The sequence below is a fragment of the Paraburkholderia sp. RL18-101-BIB-B genome, from assembly GCF_046026985.1.
Taxonomy (GTDB): domain Bacteria; phylum Pseudomonadota; class Gammaproteobacteria; order Burkholderiales; family Burkholderiaceae; genus Paraburkholderia.
On the sequence record NZ_JARESV010000005.1, the window covers coordinates 126,415 to 144,562 of the forward strand.

Genomic DNA, 18,148 nt, shown 5'->3' on the forward strand with positions numbered 1-18,148 from the left:
CGGGTAAGGGTTTTCGTTAGTGCAGCTCCCTCTGGCCGACCATTGGCGCCTCGTTGCCCGCAAACTTAGCGGCGATGAAGCGGTTCGATCACGTAGGTCCAACGCGCCGCTTGAGCGCGACGGAATATACAGGAGACGGAGACATGGGCTATTCCAGTGCATCGGAAAGAGGCCGTACTGCATTCACGCATCACCGCTGGGTGCAACTCGCGATCGGCATTGTGTGCATGGGACTCGTCGCGAACCTGCAATATGCGTGGACGCTGTTCGTCGTACCGATGGACAACGCCCACCATTGGGGACAAGCGGCGATCCAGACCGCGTTCACGATCTTCATCGTCACCGAAACCTGGCTCGTGCCCGTCGAAGGTTGGCTCGTCGATAAGTTCGGGCCGCGCCCGGTCGTAATCGGCGGCTCGCTGTGCGCGGCGCTCGGCTGGATCATCGACGCGCATGCGAGCAGTCTCGCCGCGCTGTATGTCGCGGCAGTCATCGCCGGGATCGGCGCGGGCTGCGTGTACGGCACCTGCGTCGGCACGGCGCTCAAATGGTTTCCGGACAAGCGCGGTCTCGCGGCTGGTTTGACCGCGGCGGGTTTTGGCGCTGGCGCGGCCGTCACCGTGATTCCGATCGCCGACATGATCCAGCGTTCCGGCTACCAGCACACGTTCATGTTCTTCGGCATTTTCCAGGGCGTCTGCATTCTGCTGCTCGCCACCATGCTGATCCGGCCGAAGCCGCCCGCAACCGCCGTCGCCGCTAAACGCATCGTCGCTAGCAAGATCGACTACACGCCAGGCGAGATGATCCGTTCGCCGCTCTTCTGGGTGCTGTATCTGATGTTCGTATTCGTCGCGGCCGGCGGCATCATCGCGACCGCGCAGCTCGGGCCGATTGCGAAGGAATACGGCTTTGCCAAGCTGCCTGTGAATCTGATGGGCGTCACGCTGCCGCTCCTCACGATGACACTGTCTATCGACAACCTGTGCAACGGCTTCACCCGTCCCTTGTGCGGCTTTCTGTCGGACCGCATCGGCCGGGAAAACACGATGTTCATGATCTTTCTCGGCGAAGGCGTCGCACTGCTAGGACTCATGCAGTTCGGCCATAACCCGTACGCCTTCATGTTCTTCGCGGCCGCCGTGTTCCTGTGCTGGGGCGAAATCTTCTCGATCTTCCCGGCGACCTGCGCGGACACGTTCGGCAGCAAATACGCCGCAGCCAACGCGGGAACGCTTTACACCGCGAAGGGCACGGCATCGATGCTGGTACCGCTTGCATCGGTGCTGTCGGTGAACGGCGGATGGAGCACGGTGTTCATCTCGGCCGCCGTGGTGTCGATCGCGGCAGCCGTGTCCGCAAAGTTCATCCTCGCCCCCATGAGAAAGCGCTGGATCGAAAACTCAGGCGCGCCGACCAGCGTGGTCATCGCTGAGGCAAGGCTGCAGCCGTCGTCCGGCGGCACGCCTGATTGACTGACCACGTGAGCGCACCGCTCGCAACAAACCACACAACGCCCCGCCACCAAGGAGAGATGTCATGGCAGAAGCCGACCAGCCCACAACAGACGAAACGTCGACACAACAGGCGACCGAGACGACCGACGGATTCCATCTCGTCATCGACGCGCTGAAACTGAACGACATCAACACCATCTTTGGCCTGGTCGGCATCCCGATCACCGACCTGGCGCGGCTTGCCCAAGCCGAAGGCATGCGTTTCATCGGCTTTCGCCATGAACAGCACGCAGGCAATGCGGCGGCCGTTTCCGGTTACATGACGAAGAAGCCGGGCATCTGCCTGACGGTGTCGGCACCCGGCTTTCTGAATGGACTGACCGCGCTCGCCAACGCGACCACCAACTGCTTCCCGATGATCCTGATCAGCGGTTCGAGCGAGCGCGAAATCGTCGACCTGCAGCAGGGTGACTACGAAGAGATGGATCAGTTGAATGCGGCCAAGCCGTACGCGAAGGCCGCGTATCGCGTGCTGCATGCGGAAGATATCGGCATCGGCGTGGCGCGGGCAATCCGGGCTGCGGTGTCGGGCCGTCCGGGCGGCGTGTATCTGGACTTGCCTGCCAAGCTGCTCGCGCAAACGCTGGACGCCGTGAAAGCGCAGCAATCGCTGGTACGCGTGATCGACGCCGCGCCGCGTCAGTTGCCCGCACCGGAATCGGTCAAGCGCGCAATCGATGTGCTGAAGAGCGCCAAGCGTCCGCTGATCCTGCTCGGCAAGGGCGCGGCGTACGCGCAGGCCGACGCGGAGATTCGCGCGTTCGTCGAACAAAGCGGCATCCCGTATCTGCCAATGTCGATGGCCAAGGGCCTGCTGCCCGATACGCACGAGCAGTCGGCGTCGGCGGCTCGTTCGTTCGTGCTGCAGGAAGCCGATGTCGTCGTGTTGATCGGCGCGCGTCTGAACTGGTTGCTCTCGCATGGCAAGGGCAAGACGTGGGGCGCCGAGCCGAAGAAGTTCGTCCAGATCGACATCTCGCCGACGGAGATCGACAGCAACGTCGCGATTGCCGCGCCGGTGATCGGCGATATCGGCTCGTGCGTGGCGGCGCTGCGCGAAGGCATCGATGCGAGCTACACGAAGCCGAGCGCCGAGTGGACCGGCGCGATCGCCGAGCGCAAGAACAAGAACCTCGCCAAGATGGCCGCGACGCTCGACAAGAATCCGTCGCCGATGAATTTCCACAGCGCGTTGCGTGCGATCCGCGACGTGCTGAAGACGCGCCCGGACATCAACGTCGTCAATGAAGGCGCGAACACGCTCGACTACGCGCGCAGCATCATCGACATGTACGAGCCGCGCAAGCGCTTCGATTCGGGCACGTGGGGAATCATGGGCATCGGCATGGGCTTCGCGATCGGCGCGGCGGTGACGAGCGGCAAACCGGTTGTAGCGATCGAAGGCGACAGCGCGTTCGGCTTCAGCGGCATGGAACTCGAAACCATCTGCCGATACGACCTGCCGGTCTGCACGATCGTCTTCAACAACAACGGCGTGTATCGCGGCACCGACGTGAACCCGACTGGCGGCAAGGACGTCGCGCCGACCGTGTTCGTGAAGAACGCGCGCTACGACAAGATGATCGAGGCATTCGGCGGCATCGGCTATCACGCGACCACGCCCGAAGAGTTGACGAAGGCGCTGCTCGAATCGATCGCTTCGGGCAAGCCGAGCCTGATCAATGCCGTCATCGACGAAGCGGCCGGCACCGAAAGCGGCCGACTGACCAATTTGAATCCGCAAAGCGCGGCAATGAAAAAGTAGTCTGGGCAACCACGGAGATTTCAACATGAGCAAACCTCTCGAAGGCATCAGGATCATCGACTTCACGCACGTTCAGGCGGGCCCCGCATGCACGCAGTTGCTCGCCTGGTTCGGCGCGGACGTCATCAAGGTTGAACGGCCGGGTTCCGGCGACGTGACGCGCAATCAGTTACGCGATATCCCCGATGCGGACGCGCTGTACTTCACGATGCTCAACAGCAACAAGAAGTCGCTCACGCTGGACACGAAAAAACCCGAAGGCAAAGAGGTGCTCGAAAAGCTGATCCGCGAATCGGATGTGCTGGTCGAGAATTTCGGCCCGGGCGCGTTGGACCGGATGGGCTTTTCGTGGGAACGGCTGAACGAACTCAACCCGAAGATGATCGTCGCCTCGGTGAAGGGCTTCAGCGACGGCCACCACTACGACGACCTGAAGGTCTACGAAAACGTCGCGCAATGCGCAGGCGGCGCGGCCTCCACCACCGGCTTCTGGGACGGCCCGCCGACCATCAGCGCCGCGGCGCTCGGCGATAGCAACACCGGCATGCATCTGGCCATTGGCATTCTGACTGCATTGCTGGGACGCGACAAAACCGGCAAGGGCCAGAAAGTCGCCGTGTCGATGCAGGACAGCGTGCTCAACCTGTGCCGCGTGAAACTGCGCGACCAGCAGCGGCTGGAGCGTGTCGGCTACCTCGAGGAATATCCGCAGTATCCGCACGGCGAATTCAGCGATGTGGTGCCGCGCGGCGGCAATGCGGGCGGCGGCGGCCAGCCGGGTTGGGTGCTCAAGTGCAAGGGCTGGGAAACGGATCCGAACGCTTACATCTACTTCACGATCCAGGGTCACGCGTGGGAACCGATCTGCAAAGCGCTCGGCAAGCCCGAGTGGATCGATGACCCGGCCTACAAGACGGCGGAAGCACGTCAACCGCATATCTTCGACATCTTCAAAACGATCGAAGGCTGGCTTGCCGACAAGACCAAGTTCGAAGCGGTCGACATCCTGCGCAAGTTCGACATTCCGTGCGCACCGGTGCTGACGATGAAGGAACTGGCCAACGATCCGTCGCTGCGCGCGAGCGGCACGATTGTCGAAGTGCCGCACAAGAAACGCGGCTCGTATCTGACTGTCGGCAGCCCGATCAAGTTTTCGGATATGAAGCCGGAAATCACCGCCTCGCCGCTGCTGGGCGAACACACGGAAGAAGTGCTCGCGAGCCTCGGCTACAGCAAGCAGGACATTTTCAACCTGCGCGAAGTAAAAGCGGTTTAAATGGTGCTATGCAAGGCCGGGTATAAGCCCGGCCTTGCCGATGCGGCGTCCCTGGCGGCGCCGTATTCTATTGAGCATTCGTGTTTTCACATTGGGGGAGCGCCATGCAGCAAGCCATCGACTTCCAGCAACTTGCCAACGCAATCGGCGACGCGATCATCATTTCAGACGCCCGCGGCAGCATCACATTCTGGAACCCCGCGGCTGAACGCATGTTCGGCTTCACGCAAAGCGAGGCGCTCGGCAACTCGCTGGACCTGATCATCCCGGAACGTCTGCGCGGCCGCCATTGGGACGGCTATCAGAAGACCATGGCAACAGGCGAAACCCGCTATGGCAACGACGTGCTGCGCGTCCCCGCCGTGCACAAGGACGGGCGCTCGCTGTCGATTGCCTTCACGGTCGCCTTGCTGCACTCGCCGACAAACGAACTCACCGGCATCGTCGCAGTGATCCGCGACGAAACCAGCCGCTTTCAGGAGGATCGCCTGCTGCGCAAGCGGCTTGCCGAACTGGAGGCATCCGCCGGCGCGTGAGCGCGTCGTTGCCCCAGTCCTTCGCCGTTCCCGCCGTCGTCTTGCCGTCCGTCGCTGTAGACTCTGCCAGATCGCGTTTTCAATCACACCGGATCAGGCAACATGGACCGCATCGACGCAATGAAGGTGTTCGTCGCCACGCTCGACGAAGGGAGCCTGGCCGGCGCGAGCCGTCGGCTCGGCCGCTCGCCCGCCGCGGTTAGCCGCGCCATTGCGTTCCTGGAAGAACATGTCGGCACGGCCCTGCTGCATCGCACGACACGCACGATCAAACTGAGCGAAGCCGGCGAGCGATATGCCGCCGCCTGCCGGCGCATTCTCACCGATCTCGAAGAGGCCGATCTGCTGATCGCCGGCGAGCGCTCCGCGCCGCGCGGGCTGCTCACGATCACCGCACCGGTGGCCGCCGGCCAGGACATGCTGCAGCCGATCATCGACGAATTCGTCGACCGCTATCCGGCGGTCTCGGTGCGCCTGAATATGCTCGACCGCCCGGTGAGCCTGATTGACGAAGGGATGGATCTGGCGTTGCGCATCGCTCATCTGCCCGATTCGACGCTGGTGGCGATCCCCGTCGGCGAAGTGCGGCGGGTCGTTGCCGCGTCGCCTCGCTACCTGGCGAAGCACCCGCCAATCACCGAACCTGCCGATCTGGCCCAGCATCAGATCATCTCCATGACCCACTTCGGCCTGGATTCGTGGAGCTTTCCGCCGCCGAACGGCTCGACGATTCCGCGCGTTGTGCAATTCACGCCCCGCTTTATCGTCAACAGTATTCAGGCGGCCGTGGCCTCGGCGGTCGCGGGACACGGCGTCACCCGCATGTTTTCCTACCACATCGCCGAACAGGTCAAGGACGGCTCGCTCAAGATCGTCCTGAGCGACAACGAGCCCGCTCCGCTGCCGGTCCACCTGCTGACGCCGCACGGGCGCCTTGCCGTGCCCAAGGTGCGCGCGTTCGTCGATTTCGCGGCGCCGCGCCTGCGCCAGCATTTCACCCAATCCCAGCGGATTACCACGCGAAATTGAATCGTTTCGCGGAAGAATGTCTACCGTGCCGCGTGGATTCTCTCTTCAATCGGTTCAATCTAGACTTAGTCCCATCGAGATCACCTAGCGCAAGCGGTCGGCCGTCCCGGCCAGTTCACTGACGCAACCGACGCCACGCTCGACTCGAATCGGCAATCTTCGCAACGGGCAAACATCCTGCACGTGGACGGCGGCCACAGCGCCGGCGCTCCAGGCATCGCTCGTCCCATTGCGAGGCATTCCGCATTCAGTTTGCAATCCTCATGAGAGGCATTGCGAGCCGTGACCTTCGTACCTATCGTGTCGAGCCCGCCAGCAAGACGAGTCGGCACGCAACCGAACAGTGGAGGCAGTGATGCAACGTGCAGTCGTCAACGAACCGATCCCGCCGGCATTCAATGTCTGGCGCGGCACGCTGGCAGGAGCCAGCGCGAGCCTTGTCGGTATCGGCCTCGCGCGCTTTGCTTATACCCCGTTATTGCCGGCGATCGTCAGCGCGCACTGGTTTCCGGCGTCGACCGCTGCCTATCTCGGTGCAGCCAATCTCGGCGGCTATCTGGCGGGCGCGCTCGCAGGCGGTTGGCTGGCACGGCGTTTCGACGCCACGTTCGTTCTGCGCGCGATGATGCTGCTCGTGACCGCCGCGTTCGTCGCCTGCGCGTTTCCGGTTTCGTTTCTCTGGTTCTTCGGCTGGCGCTTCGCATCCGGCCTGGCGGGCGGCGCGCTGATGGTGCTGGCCGCGCCGACGGTCCTCGCGCACGTCACCCCATCGCGCAAGGGCTTTGCGAGCGGTGCGATCTTCAGCGGCATTGGTCTTGGCATCGCGGCATCCGGGACGATCGTGCCGATACTGCTGCGTCAGGGCTTGATTCAAACGTGGCTGGGACTTGCCGCGATCTCCCTCGCGCTGACGGCCGTCGCGTGGAACGGCTGGCCCGGCCGAGGCGAATCCGCCGTGCAGCACACGGCGCATCACCGAGGGCATGGCCGGTCTTATCCGGCTGCATCGATGCGCGCGCTCTACACCGAGTATGCGTTGAACGCCGTGGGGCTCGTTCCGCACATGATCTTTCTGGTCGATTTCGTGGCACGCGGCCTCGGCAAGGGCCTCGATGCCGGCGCGCAATATTGGGTGCTGTTTGGACTCGGCGCGATTGTGGGCCCGTTGCTGAGTGGTCATCTGGCTGACCGTACCGGGTTCGGCCCGGCGCTGCGCGTGGCCTATCTCCTGCAGATCGTCGCGGTCGCGTTGCCGGCTGTCGTGCGCGGACCTGCGGCACTGATCGTGTCGAGCGTCGTAGTCGGCGCGTTCGTGCCGGGCATCGTCGCGCTCGTGCTCGGCAGGGTCAATGAATTGCTCGCCCATCATCCGGCTGCCCAGAAAGGCGCCTGGAGCGCGGCGACCACCAGTTTCGCCGTCTTGCAGGCCGTCGCGGCGTATGGCTTGTCGTTCCTGTTCGCGCACGACGGCGGCAACTACGCGACGCTGTTCGTGATCGGCGCGGCGTCTTTGGCGCTTGCTCTGGCGGTGGATCTGTTCGCGGCGCTTCGCTTCGGTTCGAAGCAAGCCTAGCCACACCGCTCCACGCGTTTCTATCCACTACTCGAACTGTGAGAACCCCATGACCTCCGATATCCGCTCTCTGCAAGCACTTGGCGTGCAACATCCCATCATTCAGGCGCCGATGGCAGGCATCTCGACGCCCGCACTGGCCGCCGCGGTTTCCAATGCCGGCGCGCTCGGCTCGATCGCCGTGGGTGCGAGCACCGCGCAGCAAGCGCGTGAACTGATCGTCGCGACACGCGCGCTCACGAGCAAGCCGTTCAATGTCAACGTGTTCTGCCATCGGCCGGCGTACAGCGATCCGCTTCGCGAAGCGACCTGGCTTGCGCATCTGCAGCCGCTGTTCGCCGAGTTCGGCGCCAGAACACCCGCTGCGCTCAAGGAGATTTACACGAGCTTTGTAGTCGACGAGGCACTGCTGCAAGTGCTGATCGAAGAGCGTCCCGCTATCGTCAGTTTCCATTTCGGGCTGCCATCGCGCGAATGGATCAATGAACTGCATCGCGCCGGCATTCTGCTGTTCGGTTGCGCGACCACGCCGCACGAGGCCATGCAGATCGAGCAGGCCGGACTCGATGCGATCGTCGCACAAGGTGCGGAAGCAGGCGGTCACCGCGGCGTCTTCAATCCGGACGATGACGCGATGATCGGCACCCTGGCACTGGTCAGGCTGATCGCAAAACAGTCGACGCTGCCGGTCATCGCCGCGGGCGGCATCATGGACGGTCAAAGCATTGCCGGCGCACTGCTCCTCGGCGCTCGCGCCGTGCAGATGGGCACCGCGTTCGTGCTGTGTCCCGAATCGGGCGCGGATGCCGCCTACCGGAGCGCACTGACCACCCAACGCGCGTACCGGACGGCCGTGACGGCCGCGATCTCCGGCCGCCCGGCACGTGGACTGAGCAACCGGTTCTTTACCGACGTCGACTCGCCGGACGCGCCGCCGCTGCCGGACTATCCGATTGCATATGACGCCGCCAAGGCGCTGAACGCCGCGGCCCGCGCAAAGGGCAGCACCGAATTTGCCGTCCAATGGGCCGGCCAGGGCGCGCCGCTCGCGAGAGCATTGCCTGCGGCGGAGCTGGTTGCCACGTTGGTGAGCGAACTTGCCGAAGCAGAGGGCCGGTCACGCTCGCAGTCATTTGCCGGGACGACGATATGAACACCCCTCCACAAGTTTCACTGCCGTCCGCTCAGGCAACGCGCAGTCTCGATTATTCCGCGCGACATGAGCGTTACTGGCGCCGCAATCTGGCCGTGTGCGTATTCGGCTCGTTCACCACGCTCGTCAGCCTGAGCATGCTGCTGCCGTTCTTGCCCATCTACGTCCAGCAACTCGGTGTGCAGTCGCAGTCCGCCGTCATCCAGTGGTCGGGAATCGCGTTCGGCGCCACGTTTTTTGGAACTGCGATCACCGCGCCCGTGTGGGGACGGCTTGCCGATCGTTATGGCCGCAAGCCGATGCTGGTGCGCGCGGCCGTCGGCATGGCGGTGGTGATGTCCTTGATCGGCATTGCGCACAACGTGCATCAGCTCGTCGCCCTGCGCTTGCTCGCGGGCCTGGTGGGCGGCTACTCGTCGGCGTCGACGGTGATGGTCGGCACACAGGCGCCGAAGGAACGCGCGGGCTGGGCGCTGGGCGTGCTGTCGACGGGCGCGCTGGCCGGCAATCTGATCGGGCCGCTCGTCGGCGGATTCTTGCCGGGCTGGCTCGGCATTCGCGGCACGTTCTTCGCCGGCGGCGCCATGATCGCGGTGGCCGCGTTGCTCACGATTTTCGTCGTCAAGGAAGATTTCGACCCGGCCACTCATTCCAGCCGACGTCCCGCCGAGCACGCACCGGCGAGCACGCATCGCAGCAACTATCCGGTGATCGCCGCGTTGCTCGTCACTGCGATGATGGTGCTGCTCGCCAACATGTCGATCGAGCCCGTCATCACGGTTTATGTCGGCAGTCTCGGCGTGCCGTCGCTTCATCTGGCGCGCGTGGCGGGTATCGTGATGGCCTGTTCGGCGTTCGGCAGCATGCTCACGGCGGCGCGCCTCGGCGCCTTGGCCGATCGGATCGGCAGCTGGAACGTGATCGTCGCTTGCCTGGTGTTGACCGGTCTGGTGATGATTCCGCAAGCGTTCGTTCACGCGTGGTGGCAACTGGCGGGGTTACGCGCGCTGATGGGCATGACGCTAGCCGGTCTCCTGCCTGCGATTGCCAAACTGGCCCGGCATGCGGTGGAAGAGCACAAGACCGGTCAGATGCTCGGTTACCTGCAGTCGGCGCAATTCAGCGGACAGGTCGTCGGTCCGATTATCGGCGGCGTGATCGCTGTTCATCTCGGGCTGCATTCCGTGTTCTTCGTCACGGGCTCGTTGCTGGTGGCGTGCGCCGCGCTTGCGCAGTGGGCGCGGACTCGTCAGCAAGCGGTCGCTTGAGCGAAGAGACAGTCCTCATCATTGGCCCGCGACGGTTTTACCCGACGGATTCTTTACCCTCGCGTGCAATTGAGTGCGAATCTCGCTCGCGACCGCCGGCGGCAGCGGAATATAGTCCAGGTCCTCCGCCGCCTGATTGCCGTTCGTCAGCGCCCAGTCGAGGAACCTCAGTGTTTCCTCGCCGCGCTCCGGTTTGGCCTGCGTACTGTGAACCAATATATAGGTCGCGCCGACGACGGGCCACGCGTTCTCGCCCGACTCGTTGGTCAAGATCGGAAAGAGCGATTTGGACCAGTCGGCACTCGCGGCGGCGGCCTTGAATGTTTCCGGTCCAGGCTGAACCACGGCACCCGAGGCATTATCCATGGCCGCGTACGACATATGATTCTGCTTCGTAAAATCCCACGCAACGTAGCCGATCGCGCCGGGCAGATGCTGCACGAAGGTGGCCACGCCTTCGTTGCCTCTTCCGCCTATTCCGCGCGGCCAGCGCACTGAAGTCCCCTCGCCGACTTTGCTCTTCCATTCAGGGCTGACCTGCGCGAGAAAGTGCGTCCAGATCAGCGTCGTACCTGAACCGTCGAGCCGACGGACCACAGCGATAGGCGTGTCGGGCAGCTTGATCGTGGGATTGATGGCGGCAATGGCCGGAGCATTCCAACTGATGATTTTGCCCAAATAGATATCTCCCAGCACACGCCCGGAGAGAATCAGTTCGCCGGGCTTGATACCAGGCAGATTGATGACCGGCACGATACCGCCGATCACCGTTGGAAACTGGAGCAGGCCATTCTTCGCCAGCTCGTCGTCGCTCAGCGGTGCGTCCGACCCGGCGAAATCGACCTGGCTGACCATGATTTGCTTTAACCCTTCCGTCGAGCCGACACCGCGATAGCTCACCGTCCCGCCGCCCGCACGCTGGTAGGCGTTGGCCCATTTCGTATAAATCGGCGCGGCAAAGGTGCTGCCGGCGCCGGTGATGTCGGCGCTGTGCGCGGCGACCGTCAATAAAGCGCCGGCCACACCGGCCAGCAATGTTTGTGTATAGCTCACGAAAGACCTCACTCGGAATTGTTGTCAAAGCTCATGAAGTGAAGCTCGCCGGGTAACGACGCGTGGCGTGAAGAAACTATTGTCTGGCGGGCTCTTTTAAACTTTCTATTTCCACCGGTTTGTCGTCGCGCTGCGGTGTGCCAACTGAAAATAGGACATCCGCGGCGCTGAAAAACTAACCCTCCTCATTACAGGACGGTGAAGGTCAGGAGGCAAATTGAATCGCTCTATCACCACGGCATGGAAATGACTCGTCATTCCGATTCGCCATGCTGAACAGCGCAACCCCTCCGTTCAAGCGAAAGTTCGTTGGACAGTCGCGTGGAATTCGCTTCGAGCACAGTGCCGGCATGGCCCTCGAAATTTTTACGTTGTAGGATGGGTATCGCAGTTTGCTAAGTGACGTGGCACGCGGTACCTTACGTTCACCTCACTTCCGTCCGCTTTGGGAACTCACGCAACTCGAGCCGATGAACTCCACACCTCATACGCGTGATACCGCATCTGCATCTGCATCTGCACAAGAGCGGACCTCGGATAATCCCGGCAAACGCGCCGGCACGGCTTCGCCGGACATGTCGCCGGCCGTGGCGTTTTCGACGCTGGCCGCGCCAATGGTCGCGCAGGTGGCGCAACGCACCGGCACCCTGTGCGTCAGTGCCGACCCGGAAAGTCTGCACAAACTACGTGTCGCGCTGCGTCGACTGCGTTCGCTGTGGTGGGCCTACGATCCGCTCATCGACAGATCGCAGGCAAGATGGCAGCGGCGCGAATTCAAGGCGCTCGCCGATTCCGCCGGGCAGACGCGTGACTGGGATATCCTGAAACACTTACTGGCGGAAGACGCGCCGACGCCGCACTCTTTTGCGGTGCTCATCGAAAGAGTCGATCTCTTGCGCGGCGAAGCGCTTTTGCGCAGTCGCGCAACGATCGCCGCGGCAAACGTCGAAGCCATGCTCGCGCAACGAATAGCGGGCGTGATGCTGCAACTCGACGCCTGCTCGTTTGACGAACCGCTTGCGGCATTCGCCGCGAACCGTGTTGCGAAGGCGAAGCGCGCGCTGCGAAAACGGATGGAGCGTGTGCTTAGGAATCCCGACGCCGTATACGCAGAGGTCCACGCAGTCCGAATCGCAGGGAAAAAGATGCGCTATCTGCTGGAGTTTTTCGCGCCTCTACTCGAAAGCGGGAACGAGATCGGCGTCGTAGAGCTCACCCAATTGCAGGACGAGCTAGGAAAGCTCAACGACATCGTTTCCAGTGAAGCGCTGCTCCTTGAGCATACAACTCAGCTTGGTGGGCGCGGCGTTGTAGAAGATGCGATAGCACATTTGAGGCATCGCAAAGGCGACCACATGCAACGTGCCGACGCACTGTTACGCGCGTTCAGCGACACGTTTGCCGGCGAGTGTCCCGACGCCGGCATGCGCTGACGGTATCGCATGCGCAGCCGTTATTGCTGAGGTCGGACGCAACACCTCGCCACTACCGTTCCCTGCGCCGACGAAATGCCCACCATCCCGCGAGCCCCGTAAAACCGGCGACGAGTAACACCATCACCCAGAAGCCGTGCCGGTTTTCAGCGAGCGGAATACCGCCCACATTCATGCCGAAGAAACCCGCGACGATATTGATCGGCATCGCCAGAACCGTCACCAGTGTGAGCGTGAACAGCGTACGGTTGTTCTGCTCTTCGAGGCGGGAAATGATCTCCTCCTGCAACAGCCTGACCCGTTCGATCAACCCGGCCACATCCGAGAGCACCACGGAGAACTCTTCCGTCGACTCGCGCAGGTCCTGCACGTCCTCCGAATGCAGCCAGCGCGGCGGCCTTGCGAGCAGACGGAAGATCGCGCCGGGTTCAGGCGCGAGCATGCGCTGCAAGCGCGTCAGCATTCGGCGCATCGCGCCCAGATCGATCCGGTTCTGCGTCGGCCGCTGCGACAAGAACCGGTCCTCGATCCGATCGACGTCGGCGCTGGTTCGCCGGACGATCTGCACCAACAGGTCCGCCTGATCACGCATCAGGTGAACCAGCAATTCCGCTGGAGACCGGAATACCTCGCCTTCCCGAACGGATGCGCGCAATCGGTCGACCGAACGCAGCGGCTTGAGACGCGCGGTCACGATGATCCGTTGATTCGCGTAAATCCACAGCGTCGCAATCTCGGAGGGAATGAACTCCAGATTGAACATGACGTCGTTCACGACCGCGCGTAGCGCGCCGTCCGCATGTTCGATACGTGTGGAGTGCGAGCCTTCGCGCAACGCGTCGAAGAAAGTCTCGGGCAAGTCGAGCTGGGCTCTCATCCAGCGCTCGCTAGCGCTGTGCGCCAGATTGAAGTGGAGCCAGAGAAACTCGCTGCCTTCCTTCGCTGGGCCGTTCGCGTCGTGGGCCTGGAGCCATTCGGCGACTTCGTCGGCGTCGACGGAGCGTCCGGCGCGAGTCGAAGAAAACAGAAAGCCGCAGACCATGCCGGACGAGTCCGCGCCGTAGGTTTGCAGTAGCAGATCAGATCTCATAGGTCATTCATTCAGCGTTTGCTTCCCGTGCGGGATTGGCCTATCCAGCAATTTGCCGGCCGAAATCCGAACCGTGGCGATCGCCACGCAATTCCAACTTCAGGCGCCGCACAGATTGAACCGGAATCAAAGGCCTGAGCATATCGCGGCCGATCAAAAGAAGGTTAACCCGCTAGTTTTCACGACGTCGACTTAGCGAATGCTTAAGCTTAGGCAAGCGGATCATTTAACTTGAGTAGTCACAAGAACGTCATATTTCACCCTTAAGTTGCAGCCCATCGACGGCGACCGCGTCGCCATGAGGAGTCTCACCATGAATCTCAAGCAACTTACGCTGGTTGTGTGTGCGCTGTGTGCCAGCGCCGCGCACGCCGCCGACATCACAGGCGCGGGCAGCACCTTCGCCGCGCCGATCTATACGAAATGGGCTGACGCCTATCAAAAGACCGGCGGCGGCAAGGTCAACTATCAGGGCATCGGCTCGTCGGGCGGCATCAAGCAGATCATTGCGAAGACCGTGGATTTTGCCGGCTCGGACGCCCCGCTCAAAGACGACGAACTGGCCAAGGACGGCCTGTTCCAGTTCCCGACGGTGGTCGGCGGCGTGGTCCCGGCAATCAACGTGCCGGGTGTGAAGCCTGGCGAACTGGTGCTGTCGGGCGAAGTGCTCGGCAGCATCTATCTGGGCAAGATCAAGAAGTGGAACGATCCGGCGATCGTCGCGCTGAATCCGAAAATCAAGCTGCCGGATACCGACATCGCCGTGGTCCGCCGTGCCGATGGGTCGGGCACGAGTTTCATCTGGACCAACTATCTGTCCAAAGTGAGCCCGGAGTGGAAATCGAAAGTGGGCGAAGGCGCGACCGTGAACTGGCCGACGGGCACGGGCGGCAAGGGTAACGACGGCGTCGCCGCTTTCGTGCAGCGCCTGCCGGGCGCGATCGGCTACGTCGAATGGGCGTATGCGAAGCAGAACCACATGACCTATACCGCGCTGAAAAATGCAGCGGGCACAGTGGTCGTGCCGGCGACTGATACCTTCAAGGCCGCAGCAGCCGGCGCCGACTGGTCGAAGTCGTTCTACCAGATCCTGACGAACGAGCCGGGCAAGAACGCGTGGCCCGTGGTCGGCGCGACGTTCGTGCTGTTGCACACGACTCAGGACAAAGCACCGCAAGGCGCCGAGACGCTGAAGTTCTTCGATTGGGCATTCAAGAACGGCGGCAAGGCGGCCGACGATCTCGACTACATCTCGCTGCCGGAATCCGTGACGGCTGAAATCCGCACGCAGTGGAAACAGAAGGTGAAGGACGCATCGGGCAAGCCGGTCGCGCCGTAAGCGTCGGACTCATGGGGCGCGCGTTGCGGGCGCGCGCCTTTCTTCATCATACGTTTGAGCGGCTGGCACGCGTCAGGTCGTGACCTTCGACATGACCGCCGTCGCCGGATCGTAACGGTAGCCCTTCTGCGCAAGTTGGTGCGTCATCGTCGCGGCGATCAGTTTTTGCTGCATCTCTCTCGAGATCAATTCGTGGTCCGGCTTGAGCCGCTCCAGTTCGGATGAAAGCCGCCGGACGAGTGCCACTTCGCCGGTGCTGCGGGCGTCGATGAACAAGATCTTCTCGCTTGCCAGACCGAGCCGCTGTTTCAGGTCCTTTGCGTGCACGACCCACTGTTCGGCCGTGGTGCGAAGCTCGTTCATGGCCTTTGCATGAGCCTTGGCTTGCGCCGACACTTGACGTTGCAACGTCGCGACTTCCTCCGAGCTGTCGTTCTCCTCGGCGCGGGCTGCTAACTGCTGAGCGCGCTGAGTGTGTTGCGCGATAGCGGCGGCTTGCGACGCGACGCGCTGCTCCAGCTGCGCGACATGCTGTTCGGCCGCCTCCGCGCGTTCCTTCACAGCGGACGCATCCTGTGATAGCCGAGCGAGGTTGGCGCTGACCAGTGTCTTCGCCTCTGTCACGGCACTGATCTGCTCCCGCGCCTCGTCCAGTTCATGCGTGACGCGCTGGAACTCGCTGAGTTGGGCCGACGTTTCCTCGGCCCGCGCCTCGGCTGCCTCGCGCTCCGCTGTCAGCACAGCGCGGGCTTGCTCCAGTTCAGCTTCCAGTGCGGTGAGCCGCGCATGGTTCTCGTTTGCCTGCGCCTCGAAAGTTTTTGCTTGCGACGAAGCCGCTTCCAACTCCGCCGACAACCGGGCCGCTTCTTCCTGGCTGGCCTGAATGGCGCTGCTGAACTTTGCGATCTGCTGCTGGATCCGGTCGCGCTCTTCAGTGGCTCGCGCTATTTCATCGTTCTTGCTTGATATCTCTGCGGCCAACGCAGCTCGTGCCTTGCGTTCTTCGTCGAGCAAAGCCGTCGTGGCTTGCTGATCGTCAGCTTGCAACGCTGCGTGCTGCGCGAGCTCTACTACACGTGCCTCGGCTGCTTGCGCACGCGACGTAGCCGCGCTTAATTCCTCGGACAGTCGCGTCGCTTCTCCAGTCTTCGCCTGATGGGCGTCGCGCAAAGTGGCGAACTGCTGCCGCGTCTGATCGTGCTCCCCAGTCACTCGCGTTACATCGTCGTTCCTGGCCGAGATAACCGCGGTCAACTCTTCACGTGCTTTGCGTTCCTCTGAAAGCGATGCGTTCGTCGCTGTCAGCTTGTCGTGAGCCAACGCCGCACGCTGCTCGAGTTCTTCTATACGTGCCTCTGCCGCCTGCGCGCGCGATGTCGCCGCGCTCGCTTCCTGCGACCATCGTGCCACTTCTTGCGAGTTCGCCTGATAAGCGGCGTCCAACGTTGTGACTTGCTGCAGCGCCTGATCGTGCTCCTGAGTGACTCGCGTTAACTCATTGTCCTTGCTGGAGACAAGCGAAGCCAATTCCTCGCGTGCCCTGAGTTCCAATGCAAGCAGCGCCGTCGTCTTGTTCAGGCTGTCATCTTGCAAAGACAAGCGCTGCGTGAGTTCGTCCACTCGCGCCTGTGCTTCCTGCGCTCGCGACGAGACCGCGCTTGCCTCCTGCGACTTGGCCTCATAGGCTTCGCGCAAGGTTGAGATTTCCTGCTGCGCAAAATCACGCTCTTGAGCGACTCGCGTCATTTCATCGTTCGTGACGGAGACAATCGAAGCCAATTCCTCACGCGCCTGGCGTGCTTCTTCAATCGATGCCTTTGCATCTTCCAGGCTAGTATCTTGCAACGACACACGTTGCGCGAGTTCTACAACGCGCGCCTCTGCGGCTTGCGCACGTGACGAAGCCGCGCTCGCCTCTTGCGACAGCTGAGCCGCTTCTTGCGACTTCACCTGAAAGGCGTCGCGCAAAGTGGCGATTTCCTGCTGCGTCTGATCGCGTTCCTGCGTGACTCGCGTTACTTCATCATTCTTGCTCGAGACAAGCGCGGCCGACTCCTCATGCGCCTTGCGTTCCTGTTGAAGCAACGCGTTTGTATCCTCCATCTTGGCCTGGGCCACCGACGCACGCCGCACGAATTCCTCAATGCGCGCCTCCGCCGCTTCAGCACGCGACGTGGCCGCGCTCGCCTCATGCGACCATCGCGTCACTTCTTCTGTTTTCGCCTGACAGACGTCGCTCAACGTCGCGATCTCGTGCCGCGCCTGATCACGTTCCCGCGTGATCTGAGCGACTTCATCGCTTTTGTCCGCGAGAGAGGCGGCCAACCCTTCGCTCGTGAGCCGTTCCTCGTCGAGCGATGCATTCACCGTCTTCAGCTTGGCGTCTTGCGCGGACGCTTGCTGAACCAGTTCGCCCACATGGGTCTCAGCCGCTTCAGCGCGGCCGTTGGCGGTCGCGAGTTCCGCTTCGAGGCGTTGAGCGGCACTTTCCGACGCGCTCAGCGCGTCCGTCAGCGCGCTGAGTCGATTGCGCCCCGTTTCGATCTCATCAATCGTCTTTTGATATTCGGCGAGCGCCTCGTCCCGTTCCGCGAGGGCCGCTTCGAGATCCTGGTTCACCGTGGCGAGACGTTGGTTGAACGCCTTCTCCGCATCGTGTTGAGACGCCGCCCAGATCCGATCCGCGGCGCTGATCACCGTTTCGGCGAGGCCCTCCGGCAATCCGGGCTGGGCCTGCACTTGCGGCGTTTCCGCCTGCCGCGCTTCGCGCCAGCGTTGCAAGGCCGCGACTATCGCCACTAGTGAACCGCCGCGTACCTCTTTCCAGATTGTCACTGGCGACACTCTTCTGCCTTCTTCGACCATGCGGTCGGCGATTGCAGCGATCTGCTCATCGGTGATGGTGTCTGTGTCCGTGGACATATGCGCCTCAAGAATCAATGTAGCGGGGCGAAAGGTTAAATTTTCAATACGTTACTACGTCTGCGGACGTCCGGCGACGTTCGGGATACAAGCTAAATGACAGCTAGCAGGATGCGAACCGATGATATTAGGGCTCAACGGACTTCCCGAATGCATGGAACAACGGGCCATAAGGCGGCTATATCGTCGCGGAT

At 62.4% G+C, this 18,148-nt stretch carries 13 protein-coding genes; 10 read left to right on the top strand and 3 right to left on the bottom strand.

The genetic code is table 11. The annotated features are described in order from the left end of the window. Window positions 1-143 precede the first annotated feature (143 nt). The 8 genes from oxlT to P0D73_RS11265 all read left to right on the top strand — a co-directional run bounded on the left by oxlT (window position 144) and on the right by P0D73_RS11265 (window position 10,117). On the top strand, window positions 144-1,475 hold the full coding sequence (gene oxlT / locus P0D73_RS11230) for an oxalate/formate MFS antiporter (RefSeq protein WP_408431357.1): 1,332 nt from the start codon (window positions 144-146) through the stop codon (window positions 1,473-1,475). 64 nt (window positions 1,476-1,539) lie between these two features. Further along, window positions 1,540-3,282 (top strand): oxalyl-CoA decarboxylase, encoded by a 1,743-nt coding sequence (gene oxc, locus P0D73_RS11235; protein ID WP_408316003.1) that lies wholly within the window; start codon window positions 1,540-1,542, stop codon window positions 3,280-3,282. 25 nt (window positions 3,283-3,307) lie between these two features. Then, window positions 3,308-4,558 (top strand): formyl-CoA transferase, encoded by a 1,251-nt coding sequence (gene frc / locus P0D73_RS11240; RefSeq protein ID WP_132383802.1) that lies wholly within the window; start codon window positions 3,308-3,310, stop codon window positions 4,556-4,558. A 104-nt stretch (window positions 4,559-4,662) separates the two neighbouring features. Beyond that, window positions 4,663-5,094: a PAS domain-containing protein gene (locus P0D73_RS11245; protein ID WP_408178530.1), complete on the top strand. Its 432-nt coding sequence runs from the start codon at window positions 4,663-4,665 to the stop codon at window positions 5,092-5,094. A 102-nt stretch (window positions 5,095-5,196) separates the two neighbouring features. Further along, window positions 5,197-6,123, top strand: a complete 927-nt coding sequence (locus P0D73_RS11250; protein ID WP_408251890.1) for a LysR family transcriptional regulator — start codon at window positions 5,197-5,199, stop codon at window positions 6,121-6,123. Between the two features lie 355 nt (window positions 6,124-6,478). Then, complete coding sequence (locus P0D73_RS11255; protein WP_408287072.1) at window positions 6,479-7,696, top strand: YbfB/YjiJ family MFS transporter; 1,218 nt, start codon at window positions 6,479-6,481, stop codon at window positions 7,694-7,696. A 49-nt stretch (window positions 7,697-7,745) separates the two neighbouring features. Then, window positions 7,746-8,849: an NAD(P)H-dependent flavin oxidoreductase gene (locus tag P0D73_RS11260; protein ID WP_408431360.1), complete on the top strand. Its 1,104-nt coding sequence runs from the start codon at window positions 7,746-7,748 to the stop codon at window positions 8,847-8,849. Then, window positions 8,846-10,117, top strand: a complete 1,272-nt coding sequence (locus tag P0D73_RS11265; protein ID WP_408431362.1) for an MFS transporter — start codon at window positions 8,846-8,848, stop codon at window positions 10,115-10,117. Before P0D73_RS11260 ends, P0D73_RS11265 begins: the two co-directional genes overlap by 4 nt. Before the next feature lie 18 nt (window positions 10,118-10,135). Here the strand turns inward: P0D73_RS11265 and pstS (P0D73_RS11270) are convergent, their stop codons facing one another. Continuing rightward, on the bottom strand, window positions 10,136-11,170 hold the full coding sequence (gene pstS, locus P0D73_RS11270; RefSeq protein WP_408178525.1) for a phosphate ABC transporter substrate-binding protein PstS: 1,035 nt from the start codon (window positions 11,168-11,170) through the stop codon (window positions 10,136-10,138). 614 nt (window positions 11,171-11,784) lie between these two features. Here pstS (P0D73_RS11270) and P0D73_RS11275 point away from each other — a divergent pair. Continuing rightward, window positions 11,785-12,603, top strand: coding sequence for a CHAD domain-containing protein (locus tag P0D73_RS11275; RefSeq protein ID WP_408431364.1), 819 nt, complete (start codon window positions 11,785-11,787; stop codon window positions 12,601-12,603). A 52-nt stretch (window positions 12,604-12,655) separates the two neighbouring features. Here the strand turns inward: P0D73_RS11275 and P0D73_RS11280 are convergent, their stop codons facing one another. Beyond that, window positions 12,656-13,693, bottom strand: a complete 1,038-nt coding sequence (locus P0D73_RS11280) for a transporter (protein WP_408287066.1) — start codon at window positions 13,691-13,693, stop codon at window positions 12,656-12,658. Window positions 13,694-13,991: 298 nt separating this feature from the next. Here P0D73_RS11280 and pstS (P0D73_RS11285) point away from each other — a divergent pair, with 298 nt between their 5' ends. Further along, window positions 13,992-15,032 carry a phosphate ABC transporter substrate-binding protein PstS gene (gene pstS / locus P0D73_RS11285; protein ID WP_279388652.1) on the top strand — a complete coding sequence of 347 codons (1,041 nt, stop codon included), beginning with the start codon at window positions 13,992-13,994 and terminating at the stop codon, window positions 15,030-15,032. A gap of 72 nt (window positions 15,033-15,104) precedes the next feature. On the opposite strand, the gene P0D73_RS11290 is transcribed toward pstS (P0D73_RS11285), so the two are convergent. Beyond that, the gene (locus tag P0D73_RS11290) at window positions 15,105-17,954 is read right to left on the bottom strand and encodes a DNA-binding protein (protein ID WP_408431367.1); all 2,850 of its coding nucleotides are present in this window, start codon (window positions 17,952-17,954) and stop codon (window positions 15,105-15,107) included. Window positions 17,955-18,148 lie beyond the last annotated feature (194 nt).

Coding starts and splice junctions, on each gene's coding strand:
- P0D73_RS11280 (WP_408287066.1), bottom strand. CDS start 13,693: ATGAGATCTGATCTGCTACTGCAAACCTACGGCGCGGACTCGTCCGGC.
- P0D73_RS11245 (WP_408178530.1), top strand. CDS start 4,663: ATGCAGCAAGCCATCGACTTCCAGCAACTTGCCAACGCAATCGGCGAC.
- P0D73_RS11290 (WP_408431367.1), bottom strand. CDS start 17,954: ATGTCCACGGACACAGACACCATCACCGATGAGCAGATCGCTGCAATC.
- P0D73_RS11250 (WP_408251890.1), top strand. CDS start 5,197: ATGGACCGCATCGACGCAATGAAGGTGTTCGTCGCCACGCTCGACGAA.
- P0D73_RS11275 (WP_408431364.1), top strand. CDS start 11,785: ATGGTCGCGCAGGTGGCGCAACGCACCGGCACCCTGTGCGTCAGTGCC.
- P0D73_RS11255 (WP_408287072.1), top strand. CDS start 6,479: ATGCAACGTGCAGTCGTCAACGAACCGATCCCGCCGGCATTCAATGTC.
- P0D73_RS11265 (WP_408431362.1), top strand. CDS start 8,846: ATGAACACCCCTCCACAAGTTTCACTGCCGTCCGCTCAGGCAACGCGC.
- pstS (WP_279388652.1), top strand. CDS start 13,992: ATGAGGAGTCTCACCATGAATCTCAAGCAACTTACGCTGGTTGTGTGT.
- oxc (WP_408316003.1), top strand. CDS start 1,540: ATGGCAGAAGCCGACCAGCCCACAACAGACGAAACGTCGACACAACAG.
- P0D73_RS11260 (WP_408431360.1), top strand. CDS start 7,746: ATGACCTCCGATATCCGCTCTCTGCAAGCACTTGGCGTGCAACATCCC.
- frc (WP_132383802.1), top strand. CDS start 3,308: ATGAGCAAACCTCTCGAAGGCATCAGGATCATCGACTTCACGCACGTT.
- oxlT (WP_408431357.1), top strand. CDS start 144: ATGGGCTATTCCAGTGCATCGGAAAGAGGCCGTACTGCATTCACGCAT.